The organism is Thermodesulfovibrio sp. Kuro-1, from assembly GCF_006538445.1.
GTDB lineage: Bacteria > Nitrospirota > Thermodesulfovibrionia > Thermodesulfovibrionales > Thermodesulfovibrionaceae > Thermodesulfovibrio > Thermodesulfovibrio yellowstonii.
In genome coordinates, this window is the sequence record NZ_BJKS01000001.1 from 376,942 (window position 1) to 400,498 (window position 23,557).

A 23,557-nucleotide genomic window follows, 5' to 3' on the forward strand; every position below is an offset into this window, starting at 1 on the left:
TTTACAGGGAGATTAATGCTTCAATATCAAAATTTTTGATAGCTGTTTCTCCTATTTTGTCTTTATTTAATTCAGTTAGATATGGCAGTATTCCCAGACATGGGACATCAACTAATTCTTTTAAAACCTGAGGATTTGTTTTTTCAGCAATATCATTTTTTGCAGGCTCAGAAAAGTTAATAATATAGCCCTTTACAGAAATTTTCTTATTTTTTAATGCTTCCAGTGTAAGAAGAGTATGATTAATTGTGCCAAGTGTTGGTCTTGTTACTAATATTACAGGTAATCCCATATCTTTAATCAAATCTCTAACAAAATAAAACATTGATTTCTTTTTTTCTTCTTTATTAAGAGGAACCATTAAACCTCCAACGCCTTCAACTAAAAGATAGTCATATTTTTTCTGGAGAGTTTCAAATGCCCTGAAGATTCTCTCAATATCAATTTCAATATCTTCAATTCTTGATGCAACAAGTGGACTTAGAGGGTTTTCAAGCTTTATAGGCGTTATTAAATCAAGAGAGTCATTCATTTCAGCCATATCCCTTAAAAGCATTCCATCGCTTGGAAGCAATATTCCATCTTTGTTAAGGCATCCAGTTTCAATCACTTTCATAGCACCAACCTTTAATCCCTTTTTTATAAAGCTTCTAAGTATCGCAGATGTAACAATAGTTTTTCCAACTCCTGTATCTGTTCCTGTGATAAAGTATCCAGCCTTCATAACAAATCCTCCTTTTTAAAGAATCATATCGTTATATGGTATAATGTTATATAAACTAAAGGCAACCTGATAAGGAGGAATAGTGATAAGATTTGAAGAATTACAGATGAGAATAATGGATGCAGCAAAGAATTATCTGGATGTTTATGAGATGTCCACATTGATTGAACAGTATTCATTAAATAAAGAGAGCAGACTTTCAATGACTTTGCCTGAAATTAAACCTCCCTATCCAATAAGTGCTACAGTTTCATTTTCTTATAATGCTCATCAAACAAGCTTTTCTATTCTTTTTGATGAAGATGAAGTTGAAGATGAATCTGAAAATTTTGAAAATATGGTAGAGGTTGAGGTGGTTATTAATCTCCCTTTTCTTGAGGGCTATAATCAGTTAAGAGAGCTTTTTGAAGAAATAGTTAATGAATATCCTGATTTAGATATTATTTTAATAAGAAAGGAATTTTTTAGAAAGGACTTGATTGAAGGTGAAGAGTATGAAATTGTTTACTCCTACATGGTTGGAGGAGAGGAATTAAAAGACTTACAGTTTTATGAAGAAATATTCTTTGAGTTGAGTAATATGTTACGTACAATTTATGAAAAAACTAAGTTTTATATTGATATGTCCTGGTACAGAGCAGAAGAAGATGATACCTTTTAATGAAATAAAGACAGTCTTTTTAGACATGGATGGAACAATACTGGATAAGTATTATGATGATTATTTCTGGGGAAATTATGTTCCTCAAAAGTATGCTGAAAAAGAACAGATAAGCATTGAAGAGGCTCGGAAAATACTGTTTTCAATGTATAAAGCAGAAGAAGGCACTCTTAATTGGACAGACATAGATTTCTGGTCAAGAAAAACAGGATTAAATATATTTCAACTAAAGCAAGAAGTAGCATATCTTATAAATCCTCATCCAGATGCGGAAGACTTTTTGAGAAATGTAAGTTCCAATGGCAAAAAAGTTTATCTTGTAACAAATGCCCATAATAAAGTAATGGAACTCAAACTCAAGAAAACAGGTTTTGATAAATATTTTCACGATGTTTTTACATCATTTGATATGGGATATCCTAAAGAAAAACTTGAGTTTTGGAAAAGGCTCAAAGAAAAGATTTTCTTTGAGCCCGAATATTCAATTTTTGTAGATGATACAGAGGAAATTCTTCATACAGCTAAACTTTCAGGTATAAAACTACCTATTTTAAGAGCGGTTTCAAGCTCTCGGTCTATCCCTAAGAAATCTGAGGAATTTTTAACAATAATGAATTTTCAAGAGATTATTGATTTATAAAATTCCCAACTCTTTCTTAAGCCACTGTTTGATTTTTTCATTAATAGGGCACATTCCAAAGCATATTTTGTCCTTGTTTTCATTTACTGCTTCAATAAGCATTTCCTCTGGAATTTCATCTATTTTTGCTATAGTTTCTCCATAATCCATCTCAGTATGTCTCATTATAAAAAGCAAAGGTTTTTTACCAGTGGTGTCAATATATGGAATATAGCCTTTAATTGAACCTTTATAAACAAGCTTATCTCCTTCTTTTAAACATCTCGGCGACATAAGTTCCTGTGGTTGCATATCCCATAACATATGTTCTCTGAAAAATGGGTCTTCTTTAAGCTCTTTAAGTGTTATTAATTCACTAAAAATCATTAAATCACCTCCATCTTTAATTTTTTTCTTCTTTCAGGAACAATTCTTTCTTCTATTTTTCCCTGATTGTATTCCTCTGTTACATAAAGTCCACAATAACATCTCCCATACTCTTTTATATCATCTATACTGTAAACACAAGGACAGATTATATCAGCATCTTTTTGTTTATCTCCTGAAGCCAATCTGCACGGACATGACCTATAGCCATAACGTTCTTCATTTTTTAGTAATCCCTTTAAAAGTTCAAAAACAAAATTTTTATCTTTGTTCAATTCCAAACCTTTTGACTTAGCATATCTATCTAAAACTTCATAAAGTTTTTCAGGAGTCATGATCAATCTTTTACTTCAAGAACTTTTTTAAGCTCCTCTTCATTTAAGCCTACTACAGCTGTTTCAACTACCAATGTTGGGAATGTCTCATCAGGATTAATTTTTTTTAGCTCTTTCATAGCAAGCCATTGCTCTCCGCTGTCAAGAGTATCAACTTCAATTATTTCAGTCTCAATAGAATTATTTTTCAAAAACTCTTTAACTTTTTTACATACGGGGCAAGTGCTTAATGAGTATAGCCTAACTCTTTTAAGCATTCCCACTCCTTTTTTTGTTGAAAGTATTATTAAGGGTTAACTCTACATCCTCAAGCATTTCAAGATTTGCTGTTCTTATTGTATCCAGTGGAAGTTTTAACATATTTGCCAATTCTTCAAATGGTATTTTAGATACATAGCAGAGTTCGGCGATAAGAATCTTTAAGGCATCATCTTCTATCAAAGATTTTAATTCATTATCCTTTACATCAACACTATCAACCGCATCTCTAAAGGACATCCCGTCTTTAATATTCTGAATAATTTCTTTCATGGCTTTTTCATAAATTTTACTTTCTTCTTCTGAGTAGTCCTTAAAAACAAAATTAAAATCTGTCATAATAAGCTCCTTAATCTTTATTTACCTTCTTCCAATATGCATGGTGAACAGAAGATATTTTTTTATTAAACTTTCAGTTATTGTTCTCATTTCGCTGTCTTTTATATTTTTCATTATGTCTTTCAACCACTCTTGTTGCTCTGAGGATAAACTCAGAACATTTTCTTTTTCTATCTTTTCCTTCTGGTTTTTGTAAATTCGTCCAAAACGAAACTCTATATCTTTTACTCCATAGGAACAAAGTTGTTTTAAAAATTCATCCTTTAGCAGTTTTAACTGAGTCAGCCATAGATGTGAATTAACAGTCACAAAAAGAATTCCATTTTTCAACTCCTTAGGAAAAGAATGTTCTGATACAGGAGGAGTGAAAATATCATTCCAGCTTTTTCTTAAAAATTTTAGCACTACAGCATCTTCTATACCATAATTACCAAATAAAGAAGGTAAAATTTTCCCAACTCTTTGCATATTTAAACTGCTTTTTTGACAAAGCCTGAACGAAGACATCTGGTGCAAACATGAACTCTTTGGGGACCTCTTTCAGTAATAATCTTCATTCTCTGAAGATTTGGGAAAAAATATCTTTTTGTTTTGTTGTTTGCATGACTTACATTATTACCTATCACTTTTTTCTTACCACATACATAGCAGCTTGCCATTTTAACCTCCTTCAGTTTGCATATACTTAATTATTTATGATAACATTTTATTGATTTGGAGACAAGGAGGGAAGAATCAATTTATGTCAACTAAAGCAGTTAGAAGTATAGAGTTAGCAAGAGAGCTTGGAGTAAAACCTTTAGAGATTGTAAAATTTATTGAAAAAATAAGGAATATTCAATTTAAAAAGGGAACTACAAACATTAAGGTAGAGCCAGATGAAATTGACAAGATAATCCAACACTTTAAGAAAGAAGCCAAGTTAGAAAAAATAAAAGAGAAGGAAGAAAAGCCTGTTGAATTAAAAAAGACTGAAGACACAAAAGAATTAGAAGAAAAAAAACCAGTAACACCTAAAATTATTGAAGAAGAGATAAAGGAGGAAGAAGAGCTTCAGCTGCCTGGCAGATTTAGAAGAGAAATATCTTTTGAAAAAATTGAGAAAATAAAACCCAAACCTGTTCCTACAAAAATCCCTCCCAAGAAGTTTGAACCTAAAAAATGGCTTGATATAAAGGAACAGAAAAAAGTTAAGGATAAAAATAAGAAAGAAGAACCTGCTGTAACACCATCTACAGCTCCAAGAAAGAAATCTATTAAGATAGAAGAAGGAACAACAGTAAAAGAATTTGCCGAACTTATTGGGCAGAAAGTACCAGATGTAATAAAAAAATTTATGGAACTTGGTTATATGCCAACAATTAATCAACCTGTTGATATAGATGCAGCTCAGCTTGTCGCAGAAAGCTTTGGAATAAAAGTAGAATTTTCTCAGGCACAGGAACTTGATATTATTGAAGAAGTGGAAGATTCTCCAGAATTACTTCAACCAAGACCTCCAATTGTAACTGTTATGGGACATGTTGATCATGGCAAAACATCACTACTTGATGCAATAAGAAAAACAAAAGTGACAGAACAGGAAGCAGGAGGTATTACACAACATATTGGTGCATATAAGGTGACACTTCAAGGTAAAGATATTACTTTTCTTGATACACCGGGACACGAAGCATTTACAGCATTAAGGGCGAGAGGTGCGAAAGTAACTGATATTGTTGTTCTGGTTGTTGCTGCAGATGATGGAGTTATGCCACAAACCATTGAAGCAATAAACCATGCGAAAGCAGCTAATGTTCCAATAGTTGTTGCTGTAAACAAGATAGACAAACCAGAAGCAAATCCTCAAAGAGTAAGGACTCAACTCAGTGACTATGGAGTTATTCCAGAAGAATGGGGCGGGCAGAACATATTTGTTGATATTTCAGCCAAAAAAAGAATAGGAATAGAAAATTTACTTGAAATGATAGCTCTTCAAGCAGAAATAATGGAGCTTAAGGCAAATCCTAATAAGCCTGCAAGAGGAACAATAATTGAATCTCGTCTTGATAAAGGACGTGGACCTGTAGCAACAGTAATTGTTCAGAATGGAACTTTAAAGGTTGGAGATGCTTTTGTTGCAGGAGTAACATATGGCAAAGTAAGAGCAATTATTGATGATACAGGGAAAAGAATTAATGAAGCTCCTCCGTCTACTCCTGTTGAAGTTGTAGGATTTGAAGAAGTTCCTCAAGCAGGAGATAGTTTCACAGTTGTTGAAGATGAAAGGATAGCCCGTCAGATAGCAAACACAAGAGCACAAAAGAAAAGACTTGCAGAGATGCAAAAGGCGCAAAGGCTGACACTTCAGGATTTATATGAAAAAATTAAAGAGGGAGAAGTCAAAGAACTTAATTTAGTTATAAAAGGTGATGTTCAAGGTTCTGTTGAAGCACTTAAGAAAGCAGTAGAGGATATTACACATCCTGAAATTAAAGTTAAGGTTATACATACAGGTGTTGGAGGTATAACAGAGTCTGATGTAAATCTTGCAGCTACTGCTAATGCAATAATAATAGGATTTAATGTCCGTCCAGAAACAAAGGCTCAGGACCTGGCAGAACAACTTGGAGTTGATATAAAGCTTTATAGCGTTATTTATGAAGTAATTGATGATGTAAAGAAAGCCCTACAGGGAATGCTTGAACCAGAAATTAAAGAAAGAGTTATAGGTAGAGCAGAAGTAAGAGCAGTATTTAAAATATCCAAAATCGGTACAGTTGCAGGCTGTTATGTTTTAAATGGAACAATCTCAAGAGCAAGCGACGGCATAAGGGTAATAAGAGATAACATTGTAGTTTATGAAGGTAAGATCAGCTCTTTGAAAAGATTTAAAGAAGATGTAAGAGAAGTTCAGGCTGGTTATGAATGTGGAGTAACCATAGAGAACTTCAATGACATAAAAGAAGGCGATATACTTGAAAACTATGTTCTTGAAAAAGTTCCTGTGAAAGGTCTGTAAAATGCAACCCTATAAAAGGGCACAAAGGCTCAAAGTTCTTTTAAAGGAAGAAGTAGCTGAGATAATCTTGCATAAAATAAAAGACCCAAGACTCGGTTTTATTACAGTAACTGATGTTGAACTTTCAGATGATTTGCGAATAGCAAAAGTTTTTATTTCAGTGCTTAAAACAGAAGACAGACAGCTTACGCTTCAAATTTTAAATGACGCAAAGGGTTTTGTGCGAAGTGAAATTGCAAAAAGACTCAGAATTAAAATAATACCTACATTTGAGTTTTTATTTGATGAATCTATAGACCGTGGATTCAGAATTGACCAACTTTTAAAAGAGATAAAGAAGACTTCGGAGGAGGTTTGAGACCACCTGAATATTTAATTGATGCTATTAAAAAAAATAATTCTTTTTTAATACTTACACATACAACGCCTGATGGAGATGCTTTTGGTTCCTCTATCGCTTTAAAGTTTCTGCTTGAACAATTCAATAAAAAAGCAGAAATTTATGCAGAGTATCCAATCCCTGTGCAGTATCAATTTCTTCCAGGAAGTGACTCTATTAAAAATATTGAGCTTCTAAAAGTTGAAGATTTAGTTTTTTCATGCAATTGTGCTAAAGAGAATAGTTTGCCTTTTGATATTTTAATTTTGGTGGATTGTAATAATTTGTCAAGAATTAGCTATAAGAAGGAAATTATTGAAAAAATTAAAACTTTTTCGGGTACAAAGCTGATTATTGACCATCATGTTGAATCTAACCTTCCAGACCATAACTCTTTGAAATGGATTGACCCACAAAAGGCAGCAACAGGTATAATGGTTTTTTATCTCATTAAAGCATTCAATGGCGAAATCACACCACAGATTGCAACAAATCTTTATACAGCAATAATCGTTGATACAGGTAACTTCCAATTTGAAAATACAACAAAGGAAGTTTTATCAATTGCATCAGAACTGGTAAGCTACGGAGCAAAACCTTCCTATATTTATCAACATAGTTTTGAGTCATGGAGTCAAAACAGATTCAGACTTTTTATAAAAATGTTGAACAATATTGAGTTATTTCCTCCTATTGCAATATCGTTTATAAGTAAAAAGGATTTTGATGAAACTCTCACCCAGGAGTCTGACACTGAAAGATTTGTAGAGTTTTTGAGAATTTTAAAAGAAGTTAATATCACAGCTCTTTTTAGAGAAATTCAAGAAGGTTTTCTAAAAGTCAGTCTTCGTTCAAAGGGTGATTTGGATGTAAGCAAAATTGCAGAAGAATTTGGTGGAGGAGGGCATAAGAATGCCGCTGGATATAGAATTTCAGCATCCTTTGAAGAGGCACGAAATAAACTTATTGAAAAAATGAAGGTTTATAACATGTTGAAATAAATGGGAAAAATTATAGCAATAGCAAGTCAAAAAGGTGGTGTAGGTAAAACAACAACAGCTATAAATCTCTCAGCCTGTTTGGCAGTAAAGGGCAGAAAAATTCTTGTAATAGATTCAGACCCTCAAGCAAGCCTTACATTCGGCTTGGGGATTAGAAAAAATGGAGAAAAAATCAAAGGATTATATGAACTTTATGCGGGCAAGGCAACACTACAGGAAGTTTTGAGCCAGCCAATAGAAAATCTTTATGTAATTCCTTCAAGAATAGATTTATTTATGGCAGAACTTGAAATATTTGAAACTGAACAAAGGGAAAAAAGGTTAAAATTTTTACTTGAAAGCTTTAAAGATGAATTTGATTATATTTTTATTGATTGTCCTCCTTCATTTTCTTTTCTTACACTTTGCGCCCTTGTAGCTTCAGAGTCTGTAATAATTCCTGTTCAATGTGAACAGTTTGCATTAGAGGCTTTAAGAATATTTATCAAGCTCTTATGGAGAATAAAAGGAAGTTTTAATGAAGCTCTGGAACTTGAGGGAATTCTTCTTACAATGTTTAGTAAACATATTAACTTAAGCAGGACTATCGCAGAAGATATAAAAAGAGTTTTTCGCTCAAAAATTTTTGAGACTTATATCCCAAGAAATATAGCTTTATCTGAAGCTTCAATGAATGGAATCCCTGCTATTTTTTATGCACCAGATGCTTACGGAACAATTGCATATAGTGAACTTGCTCAAGAAATAATTTCTCGCCACAGTCCTTCATAGATATAAAATATGATTGCCATCATAGTTTTCCTCTGTTTTTGCAAGATAAAATAAAACTAAGCTAATCAATACTAAAGGAGGAAAGATGACAAAAAGGTCAATAGTTCAAATTGATCAAGACAGATGTGATGGCTGTGGAGCATGTGTAAATGCCTGTGCAGAAGGAGCAATTCAAATTGTTAATGGTAAGGCACAACTTATTAATGAAATTTATTGCGATGGACTCGGTGCATGTCTTGGAAGTTGTCCAAAAGGAGCAATTACAATAGTTGAAAAAGAAGCACAACCCTTTGATGAAGAGGCTAATAAAAAGCATCTTGAATTAATAAAAATCAAGGAAGTTCCGTCTTGTGAATGCCTTTCTTTCGCGAAGAATCACAAGCTTAATAACTGGCCTATTCAACTTAAGCTCATCTCTGTAAATGCATCATTTTTGAAGGATGCTCATTTGCTAATTGCTGCTGATTGCACTGCTTTTTCATACCCTAACTTTCACAAAGAGATTTTAAAAGATAAAAAATTAATAATTGCCTGCCCAAAACTTGATGATGCAAAATTTTATATTGAAAAACTTACAGAGATTTTTAATCTAAACAATATTAAAGCAATTACTGTTTTAAGAATGACAGTTCCCTGTTGTGCTGGACTTACGTGGATTATTAAAGAGGCTTTAAATAAGTCAGGTAAAAGTATTTCATTTGAAGAAAATATTATTGATATTGATGGCACTATGAAATCTTATTGAGTTCCTCTATCACTTTTCCTGCAAGCCGAAGATTAAATCCCTGAAGAGATGCTATTTCTTCAACTGTAGCAGCCTTTATCTTTGATATGCTTCCAAAGTGTTTTAGCAGTGTAAGTCTTCTTTTTTTACCAATTCCTTGAATTTTTTCAAGTAATGATTCAAAGGTAGCTTTTTTTCTGAGTTTTTTATGATATGATATAGCAAATCTATGGGCTTCGTTTCGTATTTTTTTTAACAGAAGTGAAGAAGGTTTTTTATCTTCAAGAACAAGCTCTCTTCCATCAGGGAAAATAAGTCTATCAGGGTCTTTTGCAATTGCGAAAACATTGAGTTTTTCTTTTAATTCATTAATAACTTTGATTGCAGCATTTAAATGTCCCAAGCCTCCATCAATTAATATTAAATCAGGTTCTGGTAACTCTGCATTAAATTTCTTAACTACTCGGTGGACAATTTCTTTCATTGCTGAGTAGTCATCAATACCTTGAATTTCCTTTATTCTCAAGTGTCTGTATAAGTTTTTATCAAAGAAGCCATCCTGCCAATAGACAAAACTTCCAACTGAATAAGAACCAAAAAGGGTTGATACATCAAAAGCTCCGATTTTAGAAGGAATTTCGGAAAGATTTAGTCTTTGTTTTAATTCTTTAAGTGATGTTTCCAAAGGTGAAATCTTTGATTGTAAATGAATTTTTGCATTATTTAATGCCATGTCAAGAAGGGCTTTTTCTTCTTCTAAGGAAGGAGTTTTGAGTTCAACAAAATCTCCTCTTTTCTCCTTTAACCACTCTTTTATTTCTGTTAAACTTTCTGGCAAGTTTTCTAAAATAATGATTGGAGGAGGAATCAGGGCTTCTTTTGAATAAAGAGCTTCAATTACTGCATGAATAAGCTCTCCTTCACTTTCATAAAAAGCCTTTTTGACTGTCCAATCATTTGAACCAACAAGTAATCCATTCCTTACAAATAAAGTATTTACAGATATTTTAGAATCTTCAATATATACTCCTATTACATCCATATCATCAAGCGTTTGAGAAACTACTCTTTGCTGTGTGAATATTTTTTCAAGTCTTCTAATCTGATCTCTAATCTTTGCTGCTGCTTCAAATTTAAGCTCATGAGAAAGCTTTTGCATTTTTTCATAAAGAATATTCAATAATTCAGTTTTTTGTCCTTTTAAAAATAATACAACCTCATTAACTCCCTTCATATAATCCTCTCTGCTAATAAATCCAGCACATGGAGCAGGACATCTTTTCATTTGATATTGAACACAAGGACGTATAGGCTTATTTAGTCTGTATTTACATGTTCTTATTGGAAAATTTCTTCTGATAAAAGATAAAGCCTCCCACATAGACTGAGCAGGAACATAAGGACCAAAATATAAATTGCCGTCTTTTTTAGGTTTTCTAACAACATCTATTTTAGGCCATTCCTCTACAACTGTTATTCTAAGATATGGATAGCTCTTGTCATCTCTAAGCAAAACATTAAATGAAGGTTTGTGTTGCTTTATCAGATTTGCTTCAAGAACAAGAGCTTCAAACTCATTTGATGTAACAATATATGAAAAATCTTTAATAAGTTTAACCATTTTTGATTTTCTTGGGTCAAGGTCATCTGATTGAAAGTAACTTTTAAGCCTGTTTCTTAGATTTTTAGCTTTCCCAACATACAAAACCTTTCCTTTACTGTCTTTAAATAGATATACTCCCGGTAAAGAAGGAACAGTATTTAAATCAATCATAATAATATTGTATCAGATTACTTCTCTCGGGCAGTATAGACTCTGTCCCAATCTGAAGGCGGAGGATTTAAAATATAATCTTTACATCTTTCTTCATAAATTGAAGAGACTTGATCACTGAATTCTTCATGAATATAGGTAAATATTTTTAAGGCTTCTTTGAACATGCAGTTTCTATACAGATGTAATGCTTTCTCAAAATCTTTTACAACAGAAATTAAAGGAGAATCTTCTTCCATAACTTCATAGATTTTTACAGGTTCTTTTTTCCCTTTAACTCTTATTAAATCAAGCTCTCTTATAAAGATTTGTTCTTTATTAACAATACCATTAAAGGTGCTTTCGCTTATTATTATTTTTGTCCCATAAAACTTATTCAATCCTTCAAGTCTTGATGCTAAATTTACTGTGTCTCCAATTGCAGTATAGTCAAATCTTTTTTCTGTCCCCATGTTTCCTGTAATTGCCTCACCTGTATTTATTCCTATACCAATGCCTATTTGAGGAAATTTCATCATTGCAAACTTTTCATTCAATGATTTAAGCTCCTTAAGCATTTCAAGGGCTGTTAATACAGCTTCTCTGGCATGTTCTTTTAAATCAACAGGTGCATTATAAACTGCCATTATGGCATCTCCAATGTACTTGTCAAGCATTCCTTTATGTTTAAGCACTATTTTTGTCATAGGGTCAAGATAATTATTAAGTAATGTAACAAGCTGCTCAGGATTAAGGGATTCAGAAATGGTTGTGAAATTTCTTATATCAGAAAAAATTACTGTAATTATTCTTTTTTCGCCTCCAAGCCTTAATTTATCAGGATTTTTAATTATGATTTCTACAAGTTCTGGTGCAATGTAGCTTGAAAAGGCTTTTTTTATAAATTTGCTTTTTTTCTCAATAATTAAATTCCTGTATGCCTCTGATGCTAAATAGCATATAGAAAGGGATATGAAGGGATAAATAATTGAAAGATCAAGAAAATAGGCTTTAAAAATAAAGAAATTACTTAGATAGGTTAAGAAAGTAATTCCAGAAAAAATAAACAAGGAAATTAAAGTTTTGGAAGCCTTTGTAAGAAACAAACAAAGCAATAAAACAGGGATAGCTATAAATGCAATATCAAGCAGTGTTACCCATGCATTGTGAATCAAATATTGTTGTTTGAGAATATTAGATAATACCGTAGCTGATATTTCAACTCCCGGCATCACTGGATCAAATGGTGTATTGCGAATATCAGATATTCCCATCTCGGTTGCACCTATAAAAACAATATTATCCGATGACAATTTTAGATTACCATTTATGATATCAACAGCTGATACAGTTTGAAATGAACCACCTTTACCATAGTAATTGATTGTCAGTCTCCCTGATTCATCAACAGGTATAAGTTCATTACCTACCCACAAACCTTTTATTCCATAATTAGTAATTCCGACAATCAAAGGACTATTTTTGAATTTTTCTAATGTTTTAAGTGATAAATGTGGATAGAGTTCTCCATTATAAAGAACAAGCAGATTTATTTTTCTGTAAACTCCATCATCATCAGGAAATATATTGAAAAATCCTGCTTGAGCTTTTATTAATGGGATATTAAGTTCAGCATAAGGGAATTCTTTTACTGGTAAAATTTTTACATCTTCTAATATCTTAACTATTTTTATTTTTGAGTGCATGAGATTTAAGTAGGATTGAGGATGAATTTTAGTTTCCTCATCTCTAAAATAGTAACCTGCAACTACATTGTTTTTATTTACAGCATATGAAAGAAGCTTATCAGAATAAGCATTTGAAGGTTCTGAAAAAACAATATCAAGAGCAATGACTCTGACTTCTTTAAGATTTTCAATAAGCTTAGCTATAATTTTTCTATCCCAGGGCCATCTTCCAAGTCTGTCTATACTTTTTGAATCTATTGCAACAATTACTATTCTTTTATCAGGCTCAATATCTCCTCGTAATCTAAATTTTACATCCTTAAGTTTCAAATCTATGGAGTTTAAAAAGTCTATTTTACAAAAATAACTAATAATAACAACCAGTATAGAACAAAATCCTATACAGAAAAATATAAATAACTTACTTTTCATTCTCTAAAAGTCTGATAATTGTTTCAACATTCGTTATATACTTTCCTTCGGGATAAGTTTTTTTGTATTGATAAAGTCTTTGTTTTGCCTGTTTTTTTAATCCAAGTTCATAAAGTGTCATTCCTGTAAGATAAAGCGATGTTTCTTTCTGCGGAATCTCAGGATATTCTTCAAGAATAAGCAAATACTCAGCTAATGCAGCCTCAGGATTTCTAAGAAATCTTGAATATACAGTGCCTCTTTCAAGCCTTGCATCAGCTCTTATCTCTGGTTTATCACTAAGGTCAAGAGCTATCTGAAATATATAAAGAGCTTCTTCATATTTGCCGCTGTCAGCAAGATAATGCCCGTAATTTATATCCCACCTTGCTATTATATTTGGCAGAGCACCTGATATTTCCCATTCCTTAGGTGGAACTGCTGCTGTAAGCATGGAGAGTCCTTTTTTTGCGTCCTCAAGAAGACTACCATGCTCTACTTTAACAGGTTCTGCAGGTGTTAATCCTCTTGTATTCTGAATCATGGTATCAGGAATAAGGATTTTTTCTGGCGTATCATGTCCAGTTATGTAAACTGTATTTTCATTACCAAAAAATACATTTGCCTGTCCCTTAGCAAGCATTAAAAATTCAGTTCCTTTTATACCTGCTACTGCTGTAGGAGTTTTAACTTTATAGTTAGTAGTCTGTCCTGTAATTTTTACCACAGTTGCTCTGATTTTCCCCTGCGCTACATAAAAAACTCCATTTTTCTTCCCTTTATCAAGCAAATATTCTGAAATTTCAAGTTCTGTGTTATCAGAAAGAGTAAATTTGCTTCCATCAATTAGTTTAATAATTGTCCAGCTTTTTGGCTCTGTTTTTATCCAGTAGCCAGTGTTTATTGTAAGTCCTGCCTTAGCTTTTTTATAGGGGATACCTGCTTGCTCTCTGTAAAGAACCGTTCCATCAATTTTTTCAATCTCTCCAATTGCTCCATAGGCAAGTGATGATAAATATAATATGAATAGACCAATAAGAACTACTATTTTCATAAATACCTCCGATGTTTAAAGGCTTTCAATCTCTTTTACAGCTTTTATTTCAAACTCTTTTTTGCCAAGCCCTTTCCATATTTCAAGTGCTCTTATAAAATACTCTTTTGCTTTTTGTTTTTCACCCATATTTTTATAGAATATGCCAAGAGTCTCCATATCAAGAGCTATTTTTTCTGGTATTGCCAGTTCTTTATCAATTTCAAGTGCTTTCAGGAAATATTGCCCTGCCAATGCGTTATTTTTATCTAAATAAACATGCCCAAGAAGTCTTAATGAATTAGCTTCTTCAATTCTATTTGTTTTCTGATTTATTATCAGAGCTTGATTGAGTAATTTTTCTGCCTCCTCATATTCATGCTGTTTGATTTTAAGTCTTGCAATAAGATTTAATGATTTTATTCTAATATTGGTGAAATTAGAAAAGCTTAGTTTTCTCAATAGTTGTTCAACATTTTCATTCAGCAGAAAACCTATTCTTGCTTTCTCAAAATTTAGCTCTTCAAGAGTATCTTCAGGTAAAAATGCTCTATTAGAAAGCTCAGTTGCTGAATCAATAAGTTTTTTGGCTTCTTCTATCTGCCCAGTTGAGGTATAAAGCCTTGAGAGACTTATTAAAACTATCACAGTCGCATTATCATCCTGAATTATACGAGATTTTTTAAGAGCTTCATGATATAAACTTTCTGCTCTTTCAGATTGTCCTTTTTCAAAGGCTTTATTTGCCTGTAAAATCAAATTGTTAAGTTCATTTATTCTATATGGCTGTTCCAGAGGAGGTTTGTAACATCCATGCATCAGAGTTAAACAGACGATTGCAATAAGACTAATCAAAATTGATACAGGTCTTGGTTTGTGTAATCTTTTTTTATGGTTCATAACTATCGGACTCTAAAGGCTTGATTTCTTGTTTTTTAATCCCTTCTCTTATGGGCCAAAGTCCTTTTATACTCTGAAGTATCTCATCAGCATCCTGCATACTTTTTTTTGTTTGCTCAATAATAACTGGTATGTCCTTTTTTGTCGCTGATTTAATTGTAGTTGCTGTTTCATTTAGCTCTTTTGAGAGTTTTTGTAAAGATTTGATAAGTTCTGTGAGTTCTTCAATAGTTTTTTCTGTTTTTTGAGTTATCTGCGGAGTTTTGCTGTTAAGCTCTTTAAGAAGTGCATTAAGTTCTTCAGTTGTATTTATTAAATTTTTGGAGATTTTTTCAATATTTTCAAGACTTTTCTTAACACTGCCTTGTGGTTCATTGACGTAATTTATTGTCTCTTTTATTCCTTTGAGAATTTCTGAAATCTCTCCTTTCAGCTCTGCTGCTATTTCCTCAATTCCTGCTTGTCTAAAAAACTTTATTGCTTCTCCAGATTTAAGAGGTTGTCCTTTGCCAGGTAATATCTCAATATAAGACTCACCTATAAAACCTTCCTTTGTAAGCACTGCTACAGAACCTTCTCTAAACCATTTTGCATGAGACTGCTCTATGGAAAGAATAATTTTCACAGTGCCGTCATCCTGTAAGTTCATATTTTTAAGCCTCCCTATCTTAAAACCTGAAACCTTAACAGGCATTCCATTGTAAAGTCCTGTAGCTTTTGTTGTTATGAAATAAAAATCTTCTGTTTTTATAAACATTCCTCTCTGTTTCCCAATAAAAAAAAGAAGAATGATGATTCCAATAAGAGCTATTGCAATAAATAGAAAAATTTTTCCTTTAAGGAAAACAAATCTCGGATCTGTTTCTTTAATTTTCTGCATTTTTAATTATATTTGCTTTCTCAATTAATAAGCCTTCTTTTTCTGAACCAAGAATATATAGAATAGTAGCTTTATCTCTTAACTTTTCTATCTTTTCAGTAAGCCATTTTTTTTCTGATTCTTCAAGCCCATCAAATGGATACTCAAAAATAATAATCTCAGGCATCATTAAAAAAGCTCTTGCAATCCCGATAAGCCTTTTTTCAAACTTTGTAAGTTGGGATATACTGCACATTGGTTCTCTTTTAAATGCAAGTTCTTTTAGAATTTCAACTCCCCTTTTAGTAATACTTTCCTCATCAGCAATTTTATGATAAAGAGCAGGAAGCATAAGATTTTCCCATGTCTTTAAATTACTTATAAGACCTCCTGTTTTAAAAACTATACTGATTTTTTTTCTTAGTTCAAAAAGCTCGTCTCTTGTAAGCTCATTAAGTCTTCGTCCCATTAAAATTACTTCTCCTCTATTAGGGCTTTTTATGCCTGTAACTATTTTTAAAAATTCACTTCCCTGTTCATCTTTTTCAAAGATAAAAACAGTTTTTGAACCTTTTTCAACTTCAAAGTTCATCTGTTTATTAATAAATTCACCAGTTAAGCCGATAACTTTTATCATTCAATAATTTTCGCAATAACATCAATTATAACATCAATTAGAAACAATGAAAAAAGACTTCCTGTGACAGCTTTTGTTGCTCTCTGAGGTATCTCCGTAGGACTTTTCATAACAGAAAGACCCTGCCATATACAGATTAAAGAGATTAAAAAGCCAAAAATCAGTGATTTTAAAAAAGATATTACAATTTCTTTAATAGAAAGATGAAAAACAATTGCGTTCGCATAATCTGAAAAAGGTATTCCGCTCATTAAGGTTGCCAAAAAAACACCTCCAAACATGGCTGTAAGCTGAAAATATATAGACAGAATAACAGCAGAACAAACAACTCCATAAAGCCGTGGTTTTATTAAATAAACTTCAGGTTTTATTCCCATCGCCTCAAGATACTCAATCTCTCTGCCCAGTTTCATTGTTGCAAGTTCTGTTGCAATTGCTGAACCACTCCTTGTAAGAATTATGAGTCCTGTAAAAAATGGCCCGATTTCTTTTAAAACCAGCCATAAAAGTATTTTACCAATCATATTACTTGAGCCTGTTCCAGCTATTGAAGCCGTCTGAAGAACTATTATTAAACCTATAAGTAATCCTGAAATTGTTACTGCAGGAACTGCCTGAATTCCTGTAAAGTAAATTTGTCTTAAAAAAACTTCTGTAACAGGTGACATTAGTTTCTTTTTGCTTTTATTTTGAATACAAAATCATAATTAAGTATATCTTCCCATTTATAACCTTTAAGAGTTGAGCGAGTATCGTCAACATCTCCATAAGGATTACCCGGGATATAAAACCAGTTCATTATTACATCTCCTGAATATCTGAGAACAATCCAGTATCTTCCTTTGTTTATCTTTATTTTATCAGGAAATGTAAAGTCAACCCAGTAATAACCTGGTTTTCTCTGAATATTTTCAAGAAATACAGGATTTGATCTGAATCCTTTAAATCCTGGTTTCCCTTCTTCATCATAAATCAAATCAATATAAATAGTGCCATCCCCACCAAATTTTCTCATTGCAAGAGATATTTTCTCAATCTCCAAGAATTCATCAATTCTGAATGCTTGAGCATAGATATATCTTGAAGTAACATACTCTGCGGTTTCTTTATCCAGAATTTTTGTCGCTCTATCACCAGAGACCTGATAAAGTTCAACAAGATTAGGGAAATCCATATTACCAAACTCAAAAACTTTCTCTTTTGGCAAAGAAGGAGCAGGTGGTGGAAGAGGTTTTTCAGGCATAGGAGGTTTTTCAACCATCTCCTTTTTAATAACTAATTTATTACTTAAAAGATATGATTTCGGTGCGGCTTCAGATGCTTTTGGTGATATATGAATACTGTCAGAAATAAACTTTGCATTAATTGTTTCACTGAATGGAGGCAGATATGGATAAGCCCTCCATGTGTCATTAACTTCATCTGACTCAAGAGCATGGGTTTGCTTTATATGTCTTGTTGAGGTAAACTGCTTTGACTGCTGAGGATCATAGCTCAACCATCCAAGATCGGGAAAATAAATCTCTATCCAGGCATGTCCTCCTTGTCCCATGCTCTGCACAAGGAAACTTTTACCAAGAGGAATCTTCCATTGTTCTTTAAGGGTTATCCCCCCCACAACTCTTGCAGGAATTCCAGAAGCTCTAAGAAGTGCGATTGCAATGTGAGCAAAGTTCTGACAGTTGCCTTTCCCTGTTTTAAGTGTCCACAAAGCATCAAACTGTGGTGGATTGTATGTGTATTTTACATTGTCAACAACCCAGTTAAGAATTCTCGTAACCGCTTCATACTCTGTCTGAGAATTTTTTGTAAGTTCTCTGGCAAGCTTTATAATATCAGGATGCTCTGATTGAACAAGTTCTGTTGATTTAAGAAAAAATTTTTCAGATTCAGGAATGTTTTTTAATGGGAACTCTGAAGTAGAAGTTTCTGCTCTTAATTCTGAACCAACAGAGGCTTCAAAGGTAACAGTCACTTTTACCGATTTTGTGAGATTTTTCCAGCTTGCAACTGCCCAATGATTTCCATAAATATCAGTTACTTTTTGAAATTGCTCTGGTTTTGGTTCAATTTTTATATCAAGATTATAGATTTTCTGTGAGACGAACTTATTTGAAAAATCCTTCGGAAGAGCGAATCTAAAACTTAAAGTTTCAAGGGACTGAGGCACAGCAAAATCCATTTGCTGGGTCACTTTTATCTTACTGTAAAGACTGCCTTCCAGAATAAGAGTTTTGGGAAAAGCAGTATAGGCGGTTAAAAGAGAGCAAAAAATTATTATTAAATATATCAAAATCTTTAGTTTTTTCATTGAATTTCAATTTTAAGGGCAGGACTGAGCCTGCCCTTTTTTAGTTAATCACATACATTATTTGTGCATCTTCCGCTACAGCACTGGCCGCTGGATGTGCACCACCATCCAGAGGGTGTGCAGGGTTTTGCAGAAATCATGTTCTCCATTTTTCCATCAACATTCATTGCAAGGCAGTAGTCAACTTTTTGAAAAGCGGTAGAATTATCCTTATTCTGAGCCACTGCAAAACCAACAACCAAAAATGCAAAAAGCAGGACAATAATGAGATATAGTTTTTTTCTCATTTTAAAACCTCCTTAGAGTTATATAAGCTCCTCAAGGAGCTCCACTAAATTGTATATATAGTGAGAAAAGTTTTCAAGGTAATTTTCACATTATTTTGTTTCCACTTTAAGCATTGTCTCATAAAACTCTGATGCCTTACTCTGTCCTTTCTGAACAATCTGAACACCTCTTGTTTTATTCTCTACTTCTTCAAGCCTCGTCTTTATCTTGTAAACCCCTCCTGCTTCCTCAAGCTCAACACTGCCAAGCTCACCTGTGCTTGCATAAACAATAACATTCTCTTCACCAAATGGTGGTGTTACTTCAAGCTCAAATCTGTCAGGACCTGAAGGTATTTCATAGATGACTCCTCCCTGAAAGTAGTTATCTTTTCTGTAAGGATTGGGAAGAATCTGGACAAGACTTCCATCTGCCTGCCTGTAAACAATCCTTGCATAAAAGGGCTTATTTCCTCTTAGAAAAACCTTTATCTTCTCTCCCGCCTTATACTCCCTTTTTTCTGTCCATATTTGAACCTTAAGGGGTGCTGAAGGGTCATCAAGAGAAACTGCCCCTGATATCTTTTTCATAGCAGTCTCATCAGGAATTACCTCTGCCTTAATCTTTACTTTATAACAATCACCAACCTTTGGGGGTTCACTGTCCCATATACCTTTCTGCTCAATAATTCTTACCTTTGCATTTGCATAGGCATTTACTATGTCTTTTTGAAGTTCAAAATCTTTAACCTGAGTTTCTGCCTGAATATAAGTTGATACCTGCTCAATTGCCTTTCTTTTAGCATCCTGAAGTGCTGTCTCTTCAGTCTGCCTTTTTGTCCTGTCTTCACCCATGCAAGCATAACCTTCTGATTCTGTGATTGCAGACTGGGATGCATAGACAGTAGAAGCTAAAATTAAAATTAATAATGCAATATAAAAAATTTTTTTCATGAACATCTTTAACACTTAACTTTGTATGCTACACATTTACCACTTTTGTCAGGGCAGCATCTTTCACACCAGTGCTGTCCATTTTTGTCACAACAGCAAACTCTCTCATAACATCCATTTGGCTGAAGATTCCAAGGTGCGCAGTTTGCTGAAGCTGCAAGTAGAATATTTTCTGAACTAATATTGCATGAACCTGATGACTCAGTGGGTTTAGTTAATGATAAGCTTGAAGAAGCAAAAGCAAATACAAGCCCGATTAAAAAAATTGATAATACTAACCTTTTCATCTTAATCTCCTATTTTTGTTTCTTTTTCTTTAATTTCACTAATTTTAGCAGTATTCTCCTCTATCTTAAATAAAACAACTGTTAATTCAAGAAAAACTCTTGACCATATTATACCCAGAAGAGCAATCAATGGCGCTAAAACTATCTGCAGAAACCCTGCACCAGGTGAATATTTCATAGTGCTTACACCACCTATTAAAAGCATTAAACCAATAAGTCCTGAACCGATGATTGCAAGAATATAGAGAAGTTTGATTATTTTTACAGTGATAAAACTTTTAAATGATAAATCAAAAAGCTGTGCAAAAAAGCCTTTTTCTGTCTCCATAAATCCTCCTTTTTTATTTATTTATCAATCTTTCCATTAAAAACCTAACCTGCCTGTCCTCAGGGTTTAGCCTTAAAACTTCTTCAAAAACTTTTTTTGCTTCCTCTTCCCTGCCAGCTTGATAGTAAATCAAACCCAATGACTTCTGCAAAGTTGAATCTTTTGGAAATTTTTCCACCCCCTCTCTAAGATATTTCAATGTTTTTTCTTCTTCCTTCATTTCCTGATAGCAGATGGCAAGATAATAATAAATCTCTGGAGTAGGTTGAGCTTTCAGAGCTTCCTCAAAAAGTGTTACTGCCTTACCATAGTTTCTCTGCCTAAAGTATTCTCCTGCCTCAATTACAAACTCTGTTGCTTTTCTCTGCCTTTCTTCCTGAGAAAGTTTTGCATAGGGATTTGTAATCGGATTTACAAGTTTTCCTTCAGGTAGTTTGGCATCATAAACACTGCTTATTTGAATGTTCCTAAGCCTCATTTCATCGCTATTTATTGAACCAAAGTAATTTGGAGCAATCTTTAAAAATGTTTCTGAATAAATATTAAGACTATTATCGTAGATGTTATTATCTCTTATCTCACCTGAAAATCCAATAATTTTAATGCCTGTTTCATTCTGGAACAGACTGTTAAGATAAATTATTGAATTTGTTTTGACAAGTTCAATCCCTGTTTTATTTCCTGAAATTGTTAAATTTTTAATGGAAGGTGACGGTATTCCTAATACTGAAATTCCTTTGTCATTATCAGAAATTATTCCATTTTCAATAACGCCTCCTGAAGAATTCAAACTTATCCCTGTTTCAGCATTTTTAATTCTAAATCCGTTCATTTCTATATATCCGCCTTCTAACACGATTCCCTTCCACTTTTTATTACCAACGGGGACAAATTCAACAGGAAAATCCTTTGCATTTATGACAATTTTCCCTTCCACTTTAAGTTGAGCATTTTCATCAAACATTAATCTTGTCTCAGGCTCAATTGTAAGAGTTAATCCCTTAGGAATCCACAGGCTATTTTTTACAATATAGTTGCCTGAAAGAACTGTATCTTTTTCAATACTTCCTGAAATTATCTGAGGCTCTTTTGCAGTAAGAAATGCTTTTTTTGCATCCTGTATCTCTGACTCATTACCAGCAGTATCATAGGCAACAACTCTGTAGTAATAAACCTTTCCATACTCTACGGTTTTATCTTCAACGAAATTAAACTCTGTTGTTGTAATCTCTTTAAATCCACTTAAAGGCTGTTCACTTCTTAAAACTCTGTATCCTTTAAGATCAGAAACATTTTTCAGAGCCTGCCAGCTTATCTCAATCCTGTCATGAAAACCCTTTGTTCTTAATCCTGTTACCTGAGGCGGCGGAGTAGTATCAATCGTTACAAATCCGCTTACATCAATCCATTGAGTGTCATAACCTCCAAGTTTTCTTAAAGATACAATTATCGGTGCTTCTTTTACATTATCTCCGGGCATGACTATATACTCACCAATATAGATTCCGGGCTGTGTTTCTTTCATTGGGACGCCTTTCTTAAAATTACCAATATCAAAGGTGGCAACCATTCCTCTGTCACCTTCTGCTCCGACCTGTATTACCTTGCCTTTACCAAAAGGTGAATCTTTCGCATTTGTGAGAACCTCTTTAATTACGGGTCTTTGTTCAATAAGTCCTTCAGGAGATGGGATTTTTTCATTGAATTTGTAACAGAGTTCATTGAGCATTCTTACCTGCTGAATGTCTCGTATGTTCATTACAGTAGATATTGCTGTCATGACTGCACTCAAAGGAGAAAGAGGCACTCCACCTTCATGATATCTTACTGAATCCTTTAGCCTGAAGACTTCTTTCCCTGTTTTTGTGTTTATCATCCACACTTCAGCTTCAATTCCAAGCTGAGAGTAAGCAACTGCATAGATTTTTTTATAATCTATAACTTTTCCATAAATCAATCCATCACATCCTAAGGCTTCGCATATATCTTTTGGTGGAATTTCAAGAATGCTTTTACCTGAGCTTTTTTCAAGCTGAATTATTTTTTCATCAACCACAGCGAGTTCAATGTCTCTGTAAGGTTTTGAGCTAAAGTGATTGTAAAAAGCTTTTCTTACCTGATTTGCAATCCCCATCTCTTCTGTTTTGTTTTCAAAGGGAAGAATTGCAACAGTCTTTGGAAGCTCTTCATCAGAGATTTTTGACTCAGGGGTTTCTTTTTTAATTTCGGGCAAGGTGGCACAGGAAGCAATAAACAGGAGAATTGCCAAAAGGAAGAAAGACTTCTTCATAATTTACTCCTTAGGCTTTTTTCAAATTATAATGTTTTACTTAAATGATTTCAAGGTAATTTTCACATTTTTTAAAAAATCGGGCTGATTTGTTCAGCCCGATTGAAATTTACATGAATGGTAATGTATCGTCACCTTCTCGCAAAACTTTTGTGAATGGAATTATTTTGTCTCAACCCATCCTGTTACGGTTGTATACTTTATAAATGGACCGTTGAGCACTTTAACTTTTACGTAATCTTTGGTCATTTCAAAGTTTTTGTTCAACATACCTGTGCTGTCATCTGCTCCACCCTTTTTATAAACAAACCATTGATGTTTTGAAAAATCGTATACAGCAACCTCATGAAGCCCAGCTGCAAGGGCAAAATTGTCATTAATCTGGTTAACATATCCTTCAACTTTGTGACGGGTTATGGTGGTCATTTTGTAAAATTGCCATTTTTTTAATGCATTATCATATACTGATGCTCCTTTGAATCCGTATTTTAGAGTCATGGTTTTGCTTGATATTGGCTTGAAAGCTGGCAAACCAACATCTGAGGAATCCTGTGCCATTAATGAAAAACTTCCTGTTAAGATAAAAAATCCAATCAAGATTAAAATTAAGCCTTTGTGTTTCATTTTTTTCTCCTTTTTTT

28 protein-coding genes are annotated in these 23,557 nt (G+C 33.2%); 7 read left to right on the forward strand and 21 right to left on the reverse strand.

Annotated features, from left to right (window positions below; genetic code table 11):
* Position 1: 1 nt before the first annotated feature.
* Positions 2–724, reverse strand: coding sequence for a dethiobiotin synthase (gene bioD / locus FLY87_RS01960; RefSeq protein ID WP_028842350.1), 723 nt, complete (start codon positions 722–724; stop codon positions 2–4).
* 82 nt (positions 725–806) lie between these two features.
* Between bioD and FLY87_RS01965 the strand changes: the two genes are divergently transcribed.
* Complete coding sequence (locus tag FLY87_RS01965; protein WP_012546784.1) at positions 807–1,385, forward strand: hypothetical protein; 579 nt, start codon at positions 807–809, stop codon at positions 1,383–1,385.
* Positions 1,372–2,025, forward strand: coding sequence for an HAD-IA family hydrolase (locus FLY87_RS01970; RefSeq protein ID WP_028842351.1), 654 nt, complete (start codon positions 1,372–1,374; stop codon positions 2,023–2,025). The genes FLY87_RS01965 and FLY87_RS01970 overlap by 14 nt, the downstream gene beginning before the upstream one ends.
* Here FLY87_RS01970 and FLY87_RS01975 read toward each other — a convergent pair.
* From FLY87_RS01975 to rpmB, 6 genes are read right to left on the reverse strand one after another with little or no spacing between them, the layout of a single operon-like run.
* On the reverse strand, positions 2,020–2,391 hold the full coding sequence (locus tag FLY87_RS01975) for a DVU0772 family protein (protein ID WP_141266180.1): 372 nt from the start codon (positions 2,389–2,391) through the stop codon (positions 2,020–2,022). The genes FLY87_RS01970 and FLY87_RS01975 overlap by 6 nt on opposite strands.
* Entirely contained in the window at positions 2,391–2,726 is a 336-nt protein-coding gene (locus FLY87_RS01980) for a ferredoxin-thioredoxin reductase catalytic domain-containing protein (protein WP_141266181.1), read from the reverse strand. Before FLY87_RS01980 ends, FLY87_RS01975 begins: the two co-directional genes overlap by 1 nt.
* A gap of 2 nt (positions 2,727–2,728) precedes the next feature.
* Positions 2,729–2,983 (reverse strand): glutaredoxin family protein, encoded by a 255-nt coding sequence (locus tag FLY87_RS01985; RefSeq protein WP_141266182.1) that lies wholly within the window; start codon positions 2,981–2,983, stop codon positions 2,729–2,731.
* Positions 2,976–3,323, reverse strand: a complete 348-nt coding sequence (locus FLY87_RS01990; protein WP_141266183.1) for a hypothetical protein — start codon at positions 3,321–3,323, stop codon at positions 2,976–2,978. Before FLY87_RS01990 ends, FLY87_RS01985 begins: the two co-directional genes overlap by 8 nt.
* 21 nt (positions 3,324–3,344) lie before the next feature.
* The gene (locus FLY87_RS01995; protein WP_141266184.1) at positions 3,345–3,791 is read right to left on the reverse strand and encodes a DUF721 domain-containing protein; all 447 of its coding nucleotides are present in this window, start codon (positions 3,789–3,791) and stop codon (positions 3,345–3,347) included.
* 2 nt (positions 3,792–3,793) lie between these two features.
* On the reverse strand, positions 3,794–3,982 hold the full coding sequence (gene rpmB / locus FLY87_RS02000) for a 50S ribosomal protein L28 (protein WP_012546135.1): 189 nt from the start codon (positions 3,980–3,982) through the stop codon (positions 3,794–3,796).
* A gap of 83 nt (positions 3,983–4,065) precedes the next feature.
* Here rpmB and infB point away from each other — a divergent pair, with 83 nt between their 5' ends.
* The 5 genes from infB (at position 4,066) to FLY87_RS02025 (ending at position 9,220) form a co-directional block, all read left to right on the forward strand.
* Complete coding sequence (gene infB / locus FLY87_RS02005) at positions 4,066–6,324, forward strand: translation initiation factor IF-2 (protein ID WP_141266185.1); 2,259 nt, start codon at positions 4,066–4,068, stop codon at positions 6,322–6,324.
* 1 nt (position 6,325) lies between these two features.
* Positions 6,326–6,682, forward strand: a complete 357-nt coding sequence (rbfA, locus tag FLY87_RS02010; protein WP_012545236.1) for a 30S ribosome-binding factor RbfA — start codon at positions 6,326–6,328, stop codon at positions 6,680–6,682.
* Complete coding sequence (locus FLY87_RS02015) at positions 6,679–7,704, forward strand: bifunctional oligoribonuclease/PAP phosphatase NrnA (protein WP_012546380.1); 1,026 nt, start codon at positions 6,679–6,681, stop codon at positions 7,702–7,704. Before rbfA ends, FLY87_RS02015 begins: the two co-directional genes overlap by 4 nt.
* Entirely contained in the window at positions 7,705–8,475 is a 771-nt protein-coding gene (locus tag FLY87_RS02020; RefSeq protein WP_012546470.1) for a ParA family protein, read from the forward strand.
* Between the two features lie 85 nt (positions 8,476–8,560).
* Positions 8,561–9,220, forward strand: a complete 660-nt coding sequence (locus tag FLY87_RS02025; protein ID WP_012546635.1) for an ATP-binding protein — start codon at positions 8,561–8,563, stop codon at positions 9,218–9,220.
* On the opposite strand, the gene uvrC is transcribed toward FLY87_RS02025, so the two are convergent.
* The 14 genes from uvrC to FLY87_RS02095 form a co-directional block, all read right to left on the reverse strand.
* Positions 9,204–10,973, reverse strand: coding sequence for an excinuclease ABC subunit UvrC (gene uvrC, locus FLY87_RS02030; protein ID WP_028842355.1), 1,770 nt, complete (start codon positions 10,971–10,973; stop codon positions 9,204–9,206). The genes FLY87_RS02025 and uvrC overlap by 17 nt on opposite strands.
* 17 nt (positions 10,974–10,990) lie before the next feature.
* Positions 10,991–13,072, reverse strand: a complete 2,082-nt coding sequence (locus FLY87_RS02035) for a CHASE2 domain-containing protein (protein WP_028842356.1) — start codon at positions 13,070–13,072, stop codon at positions 10,991–10,993.
* On the reverse strand, positions 13,062–14,105 hold the full coding sequence (locus FLY87_RS02040; protein ID WP_141266186.1) for a FecR domain-containing protein: 1,044 nt from the start codon (positions 14,103–14,105) through the stop codon (positions 13,062–13,064). The genes FLY87_RS02035 and FLY87_RS02040 overlap by 11 nt, the downstream gene beginning before the upstream one ends.
* 15 nt (positions 14,106–14,120) lie before the next feature.
* The gene (locus FLY87_RS02045) at positions 14,121–14,984 is read right to left on the reverse strand and encodes a lipopolysaccharide assembly protein LapB (RefSeq protein ID WP_141266187.1); all 864 of its coding nucleotides are present in this window, start codon (positions 14,982–14,984) and stop codon (positions 14,121–14,123) included.
* Positions 14,974–15,864: an MlaD family protein gene (locus FLY87_RS02050; protein ID WP_012546869.1), complete on the reverse strand. Its 891-nt coding sequence runs from the start codon at positions 15,862–15,864 to the stop codon at positions 14,974–14,976. The genes FLY87_RS02045 and FLY87_RS02050 overlap by 11 nt, the downstream gene beginning before the upstream one ends.
* On the reverse strand, positions 15,851–16,480 hold the full coding sequence (locus tag FLY87_RS02055) for an ATP-binding cassette domain-containing protein (RefSeq protein ID WP_012546346.1): 630 nt from the start codon (positions 16,478–16,480) through the stop codon (positions 15,851–15,853). Before FLY87_RS02055 ends, FLY87_RS02050 begins: the two co-directional genes overlap by 14 nt.
* Positions 16,477–17,148, reverse strand: coding sequence for an ABC transporter permease (locus FLY87_RS02060; RefSeq protein WP_012545061.1), 672 nt, complete (start codon positions 17,146–17,148; stop codon positions 16,477–16,479). The genes FLY87_RS02055 and FLY87_RS02060 overlap by 4 nt, the downstream gene beginning before the upstream one ends.
* Entirely contained in the window at positions 17,148–18,791 is a 1,644-nt protein-coding gene (locus FLY87_RS02065) for a transglutaminase family protein (protein WP_141266188.1), read from the reverse strand. The genes FLY87_RS02060 and FLY87_RS02065 overlap by 1 nt, the downstream gene beginning before the upstream one ends.
* Positions 18,792–18,835: 44 nt before the next feature.
* Positions 18,836–19,078 (reverse strand): conotoxin, encoded by a 243-nt coding sequence (locus FLY87_RS02070; protein ID WP_012545183.1) that lies wholly within the window; start codon positions 19,076–19,078, stop codon positions 18,836–18,838.
* 90 nt (positions 19,079–19,168) lie between these two features.
* The gene (locus FLY87_RS02075) at positions 19,169–20,011 is read right to left on the reverse strand and encodes a DUF4384 domain-containing protein (protein ID WP_012546601.1); all 843 of its coding nucleotides are present in this window, start codon (positions 20,009–20,011) and stop codon (positions 19,169–19,171) included.
* Positions 20,012–20,019: 8 nt separating this feature from the next.
* Positions 20,020–20,298, reverse strand: a complete 279-nt coding sequence (locus FLY87_RS02080; protein WP_012545522.1) for a hypothetical protein — start codon at positions 20,296–20,298, stop codon at positions 20,020–20,022.
* 1 nt (position 20,299) lies between these two features.
* Entirely contained in the window at positions 20,300–20,626 is a 327-nt protein-coding gene (locus FLY87_RS02085) for a DUF4282 domain-containing protein (protein ID WP_012546872.1), read from the reverse strand.
* Positions 20,627–20,639: 13 nt separating this feature from the next.
* Positions 20,640–22,916: a GNA1162 family protein gene (locus tag FLY87_RS02090; protein ID WP_141266189.1), complete on the reverse strand. Its 2,277-nt coding sequence runs from the start codon at positions 22,914–22,916 to the stop codon at positions 20,640–20,642.
* Positions 22,917–23,078: 162 nt separating this feature from the next.
* Positions 23,079–23,540 (reverse strand): hypothetical protein, encoded by a 462-nt coding sequence (locus FLY87_RS02095; protein WP_012546827.1) that lies wholly within the window; start codon positions 23,538–23,540, stop codon positions 23,079–23,081.
* Positions 23,541–23,557: the final 17 nt, after the last annotated feature.

What these genes read in the sequence shown, in the direction of transcription:
- infB (WP_141266185.1), top strand. Translation starts at nt 4,066, where the DNA reads ATGTCAACTAAAGCAGTTAGAAGTATAGAGTTAGCAAGAGAGCTTGGA.
- FLY87_RS02020 (WP_012546470.1), top strand. Translation starts at nt 7,705, where the DNA reads ATGGGAAAAATTATAGCAATAGCAAGTCAAAAAGGTGGTGTAGGTAAA.
- FLY87_RS01970 (WP_028842351.1), top strand. Translation starts at nt 1,372, where the DNA reads ATGATACCTTTTAATGAAATAAAGACAGTCTTTTTAGACATGGATGGA.
- FLY87_RS01975 (WP_141266180.1), bottom strand. Translation starts at nt 2,391, where the DNA reads ATGATTTTTAGTGAATTAATAACACTTAAAGAGCTTAAAGAAGACCCA.
- FLY87_RS02090 (WP_141266189.1), bottom strand. Translation starts at nt 22,916, where the DNA reads ATGAAGAAGTCTTTCTTCCTTTTGGCAATTCTCCTGTTTATTGCTTCC.
- FLY87_RS02070 (WP_012545183.1), bottom strand. Translation starts at nt 19,078, where the DNA reads ATGAGAAAAAAACTATATCTCATTATTGTCCTGCTTTTTGCATTTTTG.
- FLY87_RS02050 (WP_012546869.1), bottom strand. Translation starts at nt 15,864, where the DNA reads ATGCAGAAAATTAAAGAAACAGATCCGAGATTTGTTTTCCTTAAAGGA.
- FLY87_RS02040 (WP_141266186.1), bottom strand. Translation starts at nt 14,105, where the DNA reads ATGAAAATAGTAGTTCTTATTGGTCTATTCATATTATATTTATCATCA.
- uvrC (WP_028842355.1), bottom strand. Translation starts at nt 10,973, where the DNA reads ATGATTGATTTAAATACTGTTCCTTCTTTACCGGGAGTATATCTATTT.
- FLY87_RS02095 (WP_012546827.1), bottom strand. Translation starts at nt 23,540, where the DNA reads ATGAAACACAAAGGCTTAATTTTAATCTTGATTGGATTTTTTATCTTA.
- FLY87_RS02055 (WP_012546346.1), bottom strand. Translation starts at nt 16,480, where the DNA reads ATGATAAAAGTTATCGGCTTAACTGGTGAATTTATTAATAAACAGATG.
- bioD (WP_028842350.1), bottom strand. Translation starts at nt 724, where the DNA reads ATGAAGGCTGGATACTTTATCACAGGAACAGATACAGGAGTTGGAAAA.
- FLY87_RS02035 (WP_028842356.1), bottom strand. Translation starts at nt 13,072, where the DNA reads ATGAAAAGTAAGTTATTTATATTTTTCTGTATAGGATTTTGTTCTATA.
- FLY87_RS02065 (WP_141266188.1), bottom strand. Translation starts at nt 18,791, where the DNA reads ATGAAAAAACTAAAGATTTTGATATATTTAATAATAATTTTTTGCTCT.
- FLY87_RS02085 (WP_012546872.1), bottom strand. Translation starts at nt 20,626, where the DNA reads ATGGAGACAGAAAAAGGCTTTTTTGCACAGCTTTTTGATTTATCATTT.
- FLY87_RS02025 (WP_012546635.1), top strand. Translation starts at nt 8,561, where the DNA reads ATGACAAAAAGGTCAATAGTTCAAATTGATCAAGACAGATGTGATGGC.
- FLY87_RS01990 (WP_141266183.1), bottom strand. Translation starts at nt 3,323, where the DNA reads ATGACAGATTTTAATTTTGTTTTTAAGGACTACTCAGAAGAAGAAAGT.
- FLY87_RS01985 (WP_141266182.1), bottom strand. Translation starts at nt 2,983, where the DNA reads ATGCTTAAAAGAGTTAGGCTATACTCATTAAGCACTTGCCCCGTATGT.
- FLY87_RS02045 (WP_141266187.1), bottom strand. Translation starts at nt 14,984, where the DNA reads ATGAACCATAAAAAAAGATTACACAAACCAAGACCTGTATCAATTTTG.
- rpmB (WP_012546135.1), bottom strand. Translation starts at nt 3,982, where the DNA reads ATGGCAAGCTGCTATGTATGTGGTAAGAAAAAAGTGATAGGTAATAAT.
- FLY87_RS01980 (WP_141266181.1), bottom strand. Translation starts at nt 2,726, where the DNA reads ATGACTCCTGAAAAACTTTATGAAGTTTTAGATAGATATGCTAAGTCA.
- rbfA (WP_012545236.1), top strand. Translation starts at nt 6,326, where the DNA reads ATGCAACCCTATAAAAGGGCACAAAGGCTCAAAGTTCTTTTAAAGGAA.
- FLY87_RS02080 (WP_012545522.1), bottom strand. Translation starts at nt 20,298, where the DNA reads ATGAAAAGGTTAGTATTATCAATTTTTTTAATCGGGCTTGTATTTGCT.
- FLY87_RS02075 (WP_012546601.1), bottom strand. Translation starts at nt 20,011, where the DNA reads ATGAAAAAAATTTTTTATATTGCATTATTAATTTTAATTTTAGCTTCT.
- FLY87_RS01995 (WP_141266184.1), bottom strand. Translation starts at nt 3,791, where the DNA reads ATGCAAAGAGTTGGGAAAATTTTACCTTCTTTATTTGGTAATTATGGT.
- FLY87_RS02060 (WP_012545061.1), bottom strand. Translation starts at nt 17,148, where the DNA reads ATGTCACCTGTTACAGAAGTTTTTTTAAGACAAATTTACTTTACAGGA.